This window comes from Pseudoalteromonas shioyasakiensis, assembly GCF_001550135.1.
In the GTDB taxonomy this organism is placed as follows: Bacteria; Pseudomonadota; Gammaproteobacteria; order Enterobacterales; family Alteromonadaceae; genus Pseudoalteromonas; species Pseudoalteromonas shioyasakiensis.
On record NZ_LRUE01000002.1, the window covers coordinates 111663 to 124197 of the forward strand.

The window sequence follows — 12535 nt, forward strand, 5'->3', positions numbered from 1 at the left end:
TTGCTGATCATCTGGTACAATCAGTGAGTTGAACACCAAATGCGGTAAAAGTAGTTGCTAACTCAAGTGGAAATTGGATGAGAATTTTTAAAGCGAAAAGCCCAGCAGGTTTTGCTGAAGAATACATTGTTGAATCTATTTGGAATGGTGACTTTCCGCCTGGCTCAATTCTTCCTGCTGAACGTGAATTGTCAGAGCTGATTGGTGTAACACGTACAACTTTACGTGAAGTACTTCAGCGTCTAGCCCGTGATGGCTGGCTAACTATTCAACACGGTAAACCTACCCGTGTAAATAACTTCTGGGAAACCTCGGGTCTTAACATTCTAGAGACGCTAGCACGTCTTGATGAAGACAAAATGCCAGAGCTTACAGATCAATTACTTTCGGCCCGCACTAATATCAGCGCAATTTATACTCGTGCAGCTATTAAGCTTGCCCCAGAGCGTGTAATTGAAATCTTATCGCAAAGTGAAGAACTTGAAGACAGTGCCCAAGCATTTGCTGATTACGATTATAAAGTTCACCATGAATTAGCAGTAGCAGGTAATAATCGCATTTACGTGCTTATCTTAAATGGTTTTAAAGGTTTCTACTCAAAAATTGGCTGCCATTACTTCTCTGATTCACGTACACGTGAATTAGCGCGTCAGTTTTATAAAGACCTAACAGAGCTTGCTGAGCGTCGTGAGCATGACGGTGCGATTTCTATGATGCGTAAATACGGTCATCAAACCGGTGAAATCTGGCAGCAAATCCGTGGTGATATGCCAGAAGATATCATGGACTAAGCCTCTGTATTGATATTCATTTAAGAACCCAGCTAAAAGCTGGGTTTTTTGTGTTCTGTCGGTCAATTTGCACACTATTATAGAGTTATCTCAAACCCCGTTTATTGAGAATCAATTTTTCCGATTAAGCATATCGCTTTTTTCGATTGTTCATTTGTCTGTAACCTCATTAAACTATCTTGCAAATTATCAATACTTACTCTTGGTTTTTGATTTTTAGTAACCATATCTAAGTGAGTATTGCATAGGCAATTGGAAATAAACTCAAATATTTGGAGATAAAAATGGGTGTATTAGTTGGCCGTCAGGCACCAGACTTTACTGCAGCAGCTGTTCTTGGTAACGGTGAAATCGTTGAAAACTTCAACCTAAAAGAAACTATCAAAGGTAAAAAAGCAGTTATCTTCTTTTACCCGTTAGACTTCACTTTCGTTTGTCCTTCAGAGCTAATCGCTTTCGACAAGCGTTTTGAAGAATTCCAAAAGCGTGGCGTTGAAGTAATCGGTGTTTCTATCGATTCACAATTCTCACACAATGCATGGCGTAACACTGCCGTTGCTGACGGTGGTATTGGTCAAGTTAAATATGCACTAGTTGCAGACGTTAAACACGAAATCTGTCAAGCATACGACGTTGAGCATCCAGAAGCAGGTGTTGCTTTCCGTGGTTCTTTCCTAATCGACGAAGAAGGTAACGTACGTCACCAAGTAGTTAACGACCTTCCACTAGGCCGTAACATCGACGAAATGATCCGCATGGTTGACGCGCTAGCGTTCCACAGCGAGCACGGTGAAGTATGTCCAGCTGGTTGGACTGAAGGTAAAAAAGGTATGGACGCAAGCCCTGCAGGTGTTGCTAAATTCCTTTCTGAAAACGAAGGCGACCTATAATCTAGGCCTTAGTTAAAGAATTAAAAAACCCGCCAATTGGCGGGTTTTTGTTTTTAAGCTCAACGATATTAGTTAAAGCGCATTGTTAGCTTAGTATAGAAATAACGACCACGTGGGTTATGTACGCTTGATACATAGCCATATAAGTCGCCATCACCATCACCGATTGCAAACGGAGGATCTTCATCAAACACGTTATTCACACCCACAGAAAGTTTGATTTTCTCTGAGAAGTTATACGCAGTTTGTAAATCAACTAGCGTTTGTGAATCAACCATACGTGATGTGTTGCTATCAAAGTCTAGATTACCGTCAAAGTCGATATCTGGCGTATCTTCAAACTCGCCAGTGTAACTAACGTTTACATTAGTATTGAAGTCACCCATTTCCCAGTTTGTTGAGAAAATCCAACGGTTTTCAGGGTAACGGTACTCGCCAGTGTAATCGCGGCCATCTTTCTTAAATTCGTTTTGGTAAGCCCATTCTAAATTGAATTTTAAGAAGCCATAATCGTTCATCGCATGCGTGTAGTTAGCTGATACATCGACACCTGATACTTCTTGTGATGAGACGTTTTCAAAGGTGCTGTAAACTTTTTGGATTACACCTAAACTCTGACCATTTTGTGGCGCTAAACGCACACACACAGTGCTGTTTTGGTCATTACAGTTGTTATCATAGATAGGGCCGAACTCTTGCTCGTCAATCTTATTATCTTGGGTAATGCTCCATACATCGATTCCAAAACCAAATTCAGCGGTTGGTGCCCAAATGAAACCCACATTCCATGACTCTGATTCTTCAGCTTCAAGGTTCGGGTTACCCGCAAATTGGATATTGTAATCTAGAGCGTTACAATCCTGTCCTGTTCCCTGACAGCGGTAAGTATCTACAAAGAATTGACTCTCTTCAGATGGACCTAAACCAATTTGTGCCAATGAAGGGGCGCGGAAACCTTGAGCCCACGAACCACGAACAGTGATTGAATCTGTAGGTGCCCAGCGAACAGCTACTTTAGGGTTTGTTGTTGAGCCAAAATCGCTGTAGTCATCGTATCGACCCGCTAACTGCAGTTCTAGGTTATCTGCTAACGGAATTGAAAACTCAATATACGCTGCGTATTGATCGCGTTCTGCAGCGGCTGAGACAGACTCAGTACCAAAGATTAACCCACGTTGAAATTGGTCGTCTGGAATATCGCTTACATCTTCTTCACGGTATTCAATACCAGCAGCCATCATTACTACATCATCGCCAAAGCTAAATGCTTCACCACTGATATTTGCATCAAATGAGGTCATATGAGACTCACCACGGCGCACTAAGCTTGTCGTGATACGGTCAATCACTGCTTGGTCATTATAGGTGCCGCCAAATGGATTATAGTTACCTGCATCGATTTCTTGTTGTAAGAAATCAGTGCGCACCCAACCTTGGCTTCTGTCACCGGTTTGCATTGATTTACTGCGACCTTTTTGAACTGCTGCTTCCCAGCTCCAGTCACTGAACTCACCTTTTAGGCCTGCAACAAAACGCAGCGTATCTGATTCAATATCCCATTGGCGAGGGCCGGCATCTACCGTTCTGTAGCGACCAATTTCGATATCTTGGCCAAATGGGTTGTTAGGATGGCTTGCTGGCACTGTAAGGCCTGCGTCTTCATCAAGAGGCGTTGGTGCACCTGCAGCTTGCGACGTATTATGTTGTACTGCAACCTCTAAGAAAGCTGAAATACCGTTGTCGAAGTTATATTCAAATTGTGAGATAGCACCGACACGCTCAGATGCTGGGGTTACATAACCAAATGGGCCGTAGTCAAATAAGCAACTGCCACTTGCAGTTGCATTTTCTGCCGGACAGGCCGGATCAATTGTTTTTTCACCATCTACATAAAAGTAACCCGGGAAACCTCGCGATGAGCGAAAATCCATACCACCGTATGGTTCTTGGTTTGCTGTACCTAGACGTCCCATTTCATCAGAAGAAAGTGCAGTGTTGTTAAAGTAATCAATAATAATTGATGCGCTGCTTTTTTCTGTACTGGTACCCCAAACTAGGCTTGCTGTTTTTTCTTCGTAGTTAGGACCGTCAGTGCCACCATATCCAAGGTTTACTTCTAGGCCGTTAATATCTTTTTTTAAAATAATATTAACTACACCTGCAACTGCATCAGAACCATAAATAGCTGATGCGCCATCCTTTAAAATATCGATACGCTCAATCGCAGAGACAGGGATTGAGTTGATATCAACAAACGAATTAGTAATGCTTTCAGCAAATGCGCTAATAGATACACGACGGCCATTAATAAGTACCAATGTTGCGTCTGCGCCTAAACCACGAAGGCTGACTGCTGCAGCACCATTAGCTGTTGAGTCTTGGTTATTACCGCGAGTAGAGAAAGTACCATTACCTGCAACTGGCATACGTTCTAATAGTTGTTGTAGGTTGTCGTAGCCCATGTTATCGATGTCTGCACGACTGATTGATTGAACCGGTGATGGCCCTTCAATATCTGAGCGCTTAATGCGAGAACCTGTAACTTCAATACGCTCGACCTTTTCAGCTCCGTCTGACTCTGCAGCAGCTGACATAAAACTTGTGCCTGCTAATGCTGCAACTGTAAATGCATAGAGAGGTCGTTGTATAAAGCGATGGGTGTTCTTCATATATTTCAATCCTTGTATAATTGTGAAAGTGTTGTGAATTAATCACGACAAAGATTGATATCATGTAAATGGTGGCGAATGAAATAGCAAAAAAGTATGGGTTTATTAAGGGGGTAAGGTTCTTAAGTAGGGAAAGTCAGGACTGGTAAGGGGTACGAGCCTACCAAAAAGGTTAGGCTCATTTCATAAATTAAGCTTTATGTTTCATCAGGCGTTCTTTTTCACGCGCCCAATCTTTATTTTTTCCGTCTTCACGTTTGTCGTGCATCTTTTTACCTTTAGCAAGGTGGAACTCCAACTTCACCCAGCATTTTTTCCAGTACATTGCAGTCGCGATTAATGAAAAACCTTCGCGTTCTGTAGCACCGATAAGACGATCGATTTCACGCTTATTTAAAAGTAACTTACGATACCTTAAAGGATCGCAAATTACGTGAGTAGAAGCACTGTTGAGAGGCTGAATTTGACTGCCAAGTAAAAATGCTTCGCCGTTTTTAATGTGAATATAAGTCTCAGAGATGTTTACTTTACCAGCTCGGATACTTTTTACTTCCCAGCCCTGTAGTTCAACCCCTGCTTCGAACTTATCGTGTAAAAAATACTCATGACGCGCTTTTTTGTTAAGCGCGATGGTATTACTTGTCGATTTAGATGATTTTTTCTTAGCCATAGTGGCTCATATTATACGTAAAAACAGCGTTTTTACATCGCTTTTTTAAGGCTTTGCAGATATTTTCGTGTTACTAAAATTTGGGGAAATAGCCAAAGCTTGCTAAAATTCGCCGACAAAGTTGGGAGTGAATATGCCGCAAATAGAAAAAAGTGCGCTGGTAATGTACAGCAGCAAAGAAATGTTTGATTTAGTGAATGATGTTGATGCTTATCCAGAGTTTTTACCACATTGCTCAGATGCTAAAATCGTTACACAACAAGCCAGTGGCATGACGGCCAGTTTAGAGATCTCAAAAGCCGGTTTAAAAAAGTGGTTCACTACCGAAAATACCTTCATAGATGAGCAAACTGTTGCACTACGCTTAGTCGATGGCCCATTTAAAAAGCTGCAAGGTAAATGGCATTTTTTACCGCTGGACGATAAAGCATGTAAAGTTCAGCTTCACCTTGAGTTTGAATTTGCTAGTAAACTTATTGAGATGGCATTCGGTAAAGTATTTAACGAAGTCGCTAAGAACATGGTTAATGCATTTACACAACGCGCTAAAACTGTATATGGAGCTCGCCCATGATCACTGTTGAAGTGGTTTTTGCCTTACCAACAACGGCAACCAGTTTACTGGTAGAAGTACCAGTAGGTACTACAGCGGAGCAAGCGGTGATTAAGTCGGGTATTATTGATAAGTGCCCAGAAATAGACGCAAATAACCTAACGCTTGGGATTTGGAATCGTACTTGTAAACTGCATCAAGAAGTAAAAGATGGCGATCGCATAGAAATCTATCGACCGCTTATTGCTGATCCAAAGGATGCACGCAGACGCCGGGCTGAAAAAGCCAAAGAAGAGGGCCGAGCTAATAAAATTACAGGTGGGCGTCCACTTAATAAAGCATAAAAAAGGGTAGCTTAGGCTACCCTTAATAATTTGCGCTGCTATTACTCTTGTTCAAGCGGCGTATTAAATTCGCTAGGTTGTTCATAGTCTCCCGACAACGAAACAAGCTTATCGTTTTCAAAGTTAATAGTGAGTGACTTACGTTGCTCGTTGCTACGACCAAGGTTGAATACGTACAGATAGTGCCAGGTATTTTTATCAAATGAGTCTTCAGCTACTGGCTTGCCTAGTACATACAGTACTTGCTCGCGAGTCATATTTACACGTAGCTTATCTACATCTGATTGCTCTAAGAAGTTACCTTGAGGAATGTTGATTCGGTAAACCCAGCTTGAACACCCTGCTGTAGCACTTAAAGTAAGGGTAAGTACTAACCAAAAAGAAAAAGTTTTAAACGACTGCATTATTTGTTTGAATCCTTATTTTTTATACACTGCATGATACCGATTAGTCACAGAAGGTAAAACCCTTTTCAGTAATTGTTTTTACTGAAATGCGATTAACAATCACGAGGCACAGATTTGACCACAGCAAACCCAGAAAGTTTACAGCAGCCTATAAAAAACAACGAAAATTCAGAGGCTCTGTGGCATTTGTATATAGTGCAAACACGTTTAGGTCATTGGTACACTGGGATCAGCACTAACGTTGAAAAGCGTTTTATGCAGCATCAAGCGGGAAAAGGGGCTAAAAACCTCAAAGGCAAAGGGCCTTTAACACTTATCTATCAACAGCAGGTAGGTAATCGTAGTGAAGCAACTAAACTTGAAATAAGCGTAAAAAAGCTCAGCAAAGCACAAAAAAGGCAGTTTGTTTTAACCTCTGAACTACCCAAATAGCTAACTTGGAAGCTTTTCAATAAATAGGGCTATCTTCGCCATGGCATATTCGAACAATGTAAAGTCAATGTGCGCCGCTGTGTCAGTGCTTTGATGATGATGTTTATCGTGTCCGATGCCAAAATAAATGTAAGGGATCCCGACTTTAGCGAATGAATAATGGTCACTTGCTCTGCGCCAATCAACTTTGAGATCAAATAATCGATTCAGCCTCGCTGACGAGCTAGTTGCCATAAAGATTAACTGCTCATCAGATAGGGTTTTAATGTCAGTTTGATATTGCACTAATGATTGCTTATCTAAAAACGCATAGATACGCGGTTTTCGTGGGTTCACAACGAGCATATCTAAATTAATATTAAGTTTGATTTCGTCTTTATTAAGTGTTGATACCAAGTACTCGCTACCATGTAGGCCATTTTCTTCTGCATCGGTTGCAACAAAAACTAATTGATAGGGCTGGGGGCTTTGTGCAAAGTGCTCAGCTAAATAAAGTAAAGCGGCAACGCCGCTGGCATTGTCATTAGCACCAGGATAAAGCCGACTGCCTTTTTGCCCTAGGTGATCATAGTGGGCAGTAAAAATAACTTTTTTACAGTTTTCACAGCGGCTATTTTGGGACGCAATAATGTTCCGTCCTGTAGCCTTGCCAAAGAATCCTGATTTATAAGTAAAACCTTGTTCATTAACCGAATAGCCAAGTGCTACAAAGCGCTCTACTATGAAGTCGGCGGCTAATTTCGCGCCCTCGGTATTCGTTTTTCGCCCTGCAAACTGAGCCGATGTTAGCGTTATGATGTCTTGTTCTAAGTCTGTATTGGCAAATGCTTGCCCAATGCTTATCAGTACAGCACTAGCGGTAATCAATAAGCTTTGCAGTATGCGAGCGAAGCGCTTGTAATTTACTCTCGTAACGCTGTTTATCATGATCAAAGTCTGCTTTATTGTTAGCCATAGTTAAATACTTTTTAGCCAGCTTTAGGTCACCCAATTGATAGTAGGTTCTCGCTAAACCAAAATCAGTATCATGCAGGGTTGGATTTAAGTCACGGGCTTTTTTGTAGTGCTTTATGGCATCTTGATAACGGGCGGTTGTATAGGCGTCGTTTCCTAAAGAAATATGGTAATAAGGGTTTGCTTGGCGTTTATTATCAAGCTTGGCTAATATAGCTTGACCTTTCTCTTTACGATCGGTCAGGTTATAGAGTCTTGCTAAATTGCCTAATGCGGTGTTGTTGTCTGGATCTAAACGAATCGCGTATTGGTAGGCTGTTTCTGCACTTTGATAGTCATTTGTTAATCTGAATAACACGCCAAGATTACCCCATGCACCTGAGTAGTTGCTATCAATATCAACTGCTGCTTTGTAATAGCTAAAAGCAGTATCATAATCATGTTTTAGCATCGCAGCTGCACCTTTATTGTTATAAAACATTGCTGTGATGCGGGCTTTATTGATGTTGCTAGTTTTAAACGCTTCTTGGCGGCTGTTAGGGTCAAAGTCTATCACTAAAGAGCGCTCTTCTGGGTAAATGACTTTTCTATTTACCACCAGTTTTTGAGCTTCACTTACTTTTAAGTTGATATGGCCTGTGAGTAAATTAAAGCCATTATCAAGTGCCCAATATTCTGGGATATGCACTTTTTGAAATTGTCCTGCAAGGCCAAGGTAGTCAGCAAGGCTATAGGCTAAAATCGATAACGATAAACAGTTGGCGTATAAATTTGAGTAGGCTTGATTAGCGGTTAAGGTAGCACCAGATTGATAAGATAAAGACGCATCGCCATTTTGCAACAGGAACTTCAGCAAACGTTTCGTGCTTTGCAATGAACGGCTGTCTTTTGGAAAAGCACTATCAAGTTGCTCTTTAACATGTTCACTTAATGCAAAAATCTCTTGTTGAGTTTCAACTGGGGTTTGAGTAAACGTATTACTATGCGTCAAAGCAAATGGTGGGGGAGCGGTATTATTTTCTGTACTACTACACGCTGTTAATAAGCAAAAGCTTGAGGCTAAAACAATGCTAGATAATTTCATCTGACCCTCTTAATTCACGGCCTAATACCATTTAAGTATAGGCCGTGAATAAAAAAGGGTCAGGGTTAACTGTTACAAAACGTGTCAGCGTTTATCAAACGTCGCAACAAGGTCATCAAGGGTTTGCGCACTGTTCGCTAAGTCTTTGATTGCTTGTTCACTGTCAATTTGTTCACGCATGACGTTGTCACTAATGTCACTTATTTGTTCAATATTGCGACCGACATCTGCCACTACATTACTTTGCTCTTCGGTCGCAGTTGCTATTAAGGTTGCCATATCGTTTATTTCATTGGCAGCATCGTTAATGGCATTAAGTAATTCAACAGAGCTCTGCATTGCATCAACGCTTAATTGAGCTTGTGATTTTGAGTGATTAATATGATTAACCACTAAATCAGAGGTGCTGGTAAGCTCACTGATCATAGTTTGAATTTCGGTTGTTGATTGTGAAGTGCGATTTGCAAGTGCTCTTACTTCATCTGCTACAACAGCAAAGCCTCGGCCGTGCTCACCCGCACGAGCAGACTCAATCGCCGCATTAAGTGCTAACAAGTTGGTTTGCTCAGAAATACCCCTGATAGAGTCAACAATACTGGCGATAGCTTGCGTTTTATTTGCCAACTCGTTTACTTGCTCGGTGATATTATCGATATCACATGCCAGCTCTATTATCGCTTCTTTACTTTGCGTTACCTGAGTATGGCTTTGTTCAGTGTTCTGCTTACTATTCTCAGTGAGCTTAGCCGTGTTAGCTGCGCTTGAGGCAATTTCTTGTACGGTCGCACCCATTTCATTAATTGCCGCAGCAACAGAGATTGTTTGCTCTTTTTGATTATCAAGTGCTACTGAGTTCTTTTGTGCTTGCTGAAACACATGATCAGCGCTTTGTCTAATTTCACTACTCTCTTGAGCTACTTGGCTAATTGCAGTTTCAATCTTAGAGATAAATTGGTTAAAGCCTGCAGATAAGTTAGCAAGTTCTGGCTGCTCAGAGTCAGGAAGTCTATAGGCTAAGTTAGCATCACCAGAGCCTAAACGGGTGAATAACTCAGCCATTTTCGACAGCGGCGATGAAAGCGTGCGTGCAAGCACTAAACCAGCAAAACTTGCGATCAGCGCAATCACTATTGCAAAGCTGATGATTTGCCATTGTAAAACCTGAATACTCGAAAACACTTCGTGCTTAGGTACTTGGGCAATAACAAATAAATCGGTGTTTTTAATTGGACTTGCAGCCACTAAGGTTGCTTCTCCGTTGAGATCAATTTCTTGTAAATTGAAGTTGCTTTGCGTTAGCAGAGTACGCGTGATACCCGTTTTATAAACGTCATCCAACTTAGCTTTAGCGACTTTGTTTTCGTCTTTATGCAGCTGAATGAGGCCGTTTTTATCGGCAACAAATACAAAACCTGTTTCTTCGATTTGGAAGCGCTGCAGCATAGCCTGCATATCGTCAATGCTTTTAGCAAGGCCTGCTAAACCAATGCCGTTGGTTTGCTGGTGGTTTACAAACATTTTCACATCAGTCGGCGACTCTTGATAGATACTGATTGAAAAAGGCTGTGCGGTGTTTGTAAACGCAAAAAACCAACCATCTTGTTCTTGCGTTAAAACGCGCAAGAAACCGTCTTGGTTCCAATATTGTGCAGTTTCACGATTAGCCCACGAAGCGGTTGCTAAATCGTATTGCTTAACAAGGCGGTTAAGTTCTTTTAGCAGTGTTTTATCATCAGTATTGCCTGAACGCGCCCACTCTAATACAAATTCGTTACTAGAGAGTTGCTCAGCTGCACTGATCATTTGATTTATATCGTGAGTAATATAGTTATCAATTGCTTGAAGTTTGCTAGGTAGCTCAGATTCTATCATTCGTTGTTCGATGATTTGTTTTGCACTGTATATCGCTGTTGCGCCGATTAACGCAGCAACAATGAGAGCTATAGAACTGCCAAGCAGTGTAATTTTTTTAGTAATGGTGAGTTGATTTAACGCCATGAAAGTGTCTTAGTTTACAACATTTAAGTCAGTAATTTTAGCATACACTTTACAGATGACGAATCAATGTAGGGACAAAAAAAAAGCCCAAAGCATATAAGCAATTGGGCTTGGTTTCTAACAAGCGAAACTTACTTTCCAGGGTTAAACAATTTTCTTCATTGCTGACATGTAACCACGTAGCTTGCTACCAATGATTTCAACCGGGTGCTCGCGTAGTGCTTTATTCACGGCAATCAAGGTTTGGTTATCAACTTGGTTGCTAGCACTATCAAGTCCTTTACCAATCACATCAGTGTCGATGTCTTTCATAAAGTCTTGTAGAAGTGGTAAACACGCGTGGTTGTATAAGTAACAGCCATACTCTGCAGTATCTGAAATAGTTCGGTTCATTTCGAAAAGCTTCTTACGAGCAATGGTGTTTGCGATAAGCGGCGTTTCGTGTAGTGATTCATAGTAAGCAGATTCAGCGATGATACCTGCGGCAGTCATGGTTTCGAAAGCAAGCTCAACACCTGCTTTAACCATTGCAACCATTAAAATACCTTGGTCGAAGAATGCTTGCTCGCTGATCTCTTGGTCGGTATTTTGTTGCTTTTCGAATGCAGTTTCAGCTGTTTCTGCGCGCCATGCTAGTAATTTTGCGTCATCTTCAGCCCAGTCAGCCATCATACCGCGAGAGAATTCGCCGCTGATGATATCGTCCATATGCTTGTTATAAAGCGGGCGCATAATTGTTTTAAGCTCTTCACTTAATTCAAATGCTTTCACTTTTGCTGGGTTTGATAAGCGGTCAAGCATGTTAGTTACGCCACCATACTTAAGTGCTTCAGTGATCACTTCCCAACCGTATTGGATTAGTTTTGACGCGTAGCTTGCATCAATGCCTTTTTCGACCATTTTATCGAAGCAAAGTAGTGAACCTGTTTGCAACATGCCACATAGTATCGTTTGCTCACCCATTAAGTCTGATTTAACTTCTGCAATGAATGATGATTTTAGTACACCCGCACGATGACCACCGGTACCTGCTGCATATGCTTTCGCTTGCGCTAAACCATGGCCTTGAGGGTCGTTTTCTGGGTGAACCGCAATTAATGTTGGTACACCAAAGCCACGTTTGTACTCTTCACGTACTTCTGAACCAGGGCACTTAGGTGCAACCATGATTACTGTTAAGTCTTCACGGATTTGCATGCCTTCTTCAACAATGTTGAAGCCGTGTGAATAAGCAAGTGTTGCACCTTGTTTCATTAGCGGCATGATGGCAGTTACAACAGCCGTATGTTGTTTATCAGGCGTTAGGTTTAATACAACATCTGCTGTTGGGATAAGCTCTTCATAAGTGCCTACAGTAAAACCATTTTCAGATGCGTTTAAGAAAGATTGACGACGCTCAGCAATCGCTGATTCACGAAGTGTATAAGAAACATCTAAACCTGAATCACGTAAATTTAAACCTTGGTTAAGGCCTTGTGCGCCACAACCGACAATAACGAGTTTTTTCCCTTTTAAAGCGTCTACACCATCAGCAAACTCTGCTGGGTCCATAAATTCACACTGCGCTAATTGCGCTAACTGCTCTCTTAAAGGAAGAGTATTAAAATAATTCGCCATTGTTAGTGTCCTATAAATACAATTTTGTTAGAAAATCAAAGAACCGACGTGGTGTTCTTTGTATGTATTAACACTATGCAATTTTTTACCTTGCGTAAAATGATATATTTGAATTAAAGTATTTCA

Annotated in this window: 12 protein-coding genes; 5 read left to right on the top strand and 7 right to left on the bottom strand. The window is 41.3% G+C overall.

What is annotated here, in order from left to right; translation table 11 throughout:
• Window positions 1-77: 77 nt before the first annotated feature.
• Both fadR and PASHI_RS01125 read left to right on the top strand, forming a co-directional pair.
• Window positions 78-791 carry a fatty acid metabolism transcriptional regulator FadR gene (fadR, locus tag PASHI_RS01120; RefSeq protein WP_054561887.1) on the top strand — a complete coding sequence of 238 codons (714 nt, stop codon included), beginning with the start codon at window positions 78-80 and terminating at the stop codon, window positions 789-791.
• 284 nt (window positions 792-1075) lie between these two features.
• Window positions 1076-1681, top strand: coding sequence for a peroxiredoxin C (locus tag PASHI_RS01125; protein ID WP_054561886.1), 606 nt, complete (start codon window positions 1076-1078; stop codon window positions 1679-1681).
• Between the two features lie 68 nt (window positions 1682-1749).
• Here the strand turns inward: PASHI_RS01125 and PASHI_RS01130 are convergent, their stop codons facing one another.
• The gene (locus PASHI_RS01130; RefSeq protein ID WP_244269367.1) at window positions 1750-4275 is read right to left on the bottom strand and encodes a TonB-dependent receptor; all 2526 of its coding nucleotides are present in this window, start codon (window positions 4273-4275) and stop codon (window positions 1750-1752) included.
• Window positions 4276-4540: 265 nt separating this feature from the next.
• Window positions 4541-5020 carry an SsrA-binding protein SmpB gene (gene smpB, locus PASHI_RS01135; RefSeq protein WP_054551727.1) on the bottom strand — a complete coding sequence of 160 codons (480 nt, stop codon included), beginning with the start codon at window positions 5018-5020 and terminating at the stop codon, window positions 4541-4543.
• A 133-nt stretch (window positions 5021-5153) separates the two neighbouring features.
• Here smpB and PASHI_RS01140 point away from each other — a divergent pair, with 133 nt between their 5' ends.
• Window positions 5154-5594, top strand: a complete 441-nt coding sequence (locus PASHI_RS01140; RefSeq protein WP_062564300.1) for a type II toxin-antitoxin system RatA family toxin — start codon at window positions 5154-5156, stop codon at window positions 5592-5594.
• Complete coding sequence (locus PASHI_RS01145) at window positions 5591-5917, top strand: RnfH family protein (RefSeq protein ID WP_058585457.1); 327 nt, start codon at window positions 5591-5593, stop codon at window positions 5915-5917. Before PASHI_RS01140 ends, PASHI_RS01145 begins: the two co-directional genes overlap by 4 nt.
• A 41-nt stretch (window positions 5918-5958) precedes the next feature.
• Here PASHI_RS01145 and PASHI_RS01150 read toward each other — a convergent pair whose 3' ends face one another.
• On the bottom strand, window positions 5959-6321 hold the full coding sequence (locus PASHI_RS01150; protein WP_054551724.1) for an outer membrane protein assembly factor BamE: 363 nt from the start codon (window positions 6319-6321) through the stop codon (window positions 5959-5961).
• A gap of 117 nt (window positions 6322-6438) precedes the next feature.
• Here PASHI_RS01150 and PASHI_RS01155 point away from each other — a divergent pair, with 117 nt between their 5' ends.
• Window positions 6439-6756 (top strand): GIY-YIG nuclease family protein, encoded by a 318-nt coding sequence (locus PASHI_RS01155; RefSeq protein WP_062564301.1) that lies wholly within the window; start codon window positions 6439-6441, stop codon window positions 6754-6756.
• On the opposite strand, the gene PASHI_RS01160 is transcribed toward PASHI_RS01155, so the two are convergent.
• The 4 genes from PASHI_RS01160 to ilvC all read right to left on the bottom strand — a co-directional run bounded on the left by PASHI_RS01160 (window position 6757) and on the right by ilvC (window position 12409).
• Window positions 6757-7623 carry a M20/M25/M40 family metallo-hydrolase gene (locus PASHI_RS01160; RefSeq protein WP_062564302.1) on the bottom strand — a complete coding sequence of 289 codons (867 nt, stop codon included), beginning with the start codon at window positions 7621-7623 and terminating at the stop codon, window positions 6757-6759. It lies immediately after the preceding gene.
• Window positions 7610-8794, bottom strand: a complete 1185-nt coding sequence (locus PASHI_RS01165; RefSeq protein ID WP_062564303.1) for a tetratricopeptide repeat protein — start codon at window positions 8792-8794, stop codon at window positions 7610-7612. Before PASHI_RS01165 ends, PASHI_RS01160 begins: the two co-directional genes overlap by 14 nt.
• 84 nt (window positions 8795-8878) lie before the next feature.
• Window positions 8879-10792: a methyl-accepting chemotaxis protein gene (locus PASHI_RS01170; RefSeq protein WP_062564304.1), complete on the bottom strand. Its 1914-nt coding sequence runs from the start codon at window positions 10790-10792 to the stop codon at window positions 8879-8881.
• 144 nt (window positions 10793-10936) lie between these two features.
• A complete protein-coding gene (ilvC, locus tag PASHI_RS01175) occupies window positions 10937-12409 on the bottom strand; it encodes a ketol-acid reductoisomerase (protein ID WP_062564305.1) in 1473 nt (490 codons plus the stop codon).
• Window positions 12410-12535 lie beyond the last annotated feature (126 nt).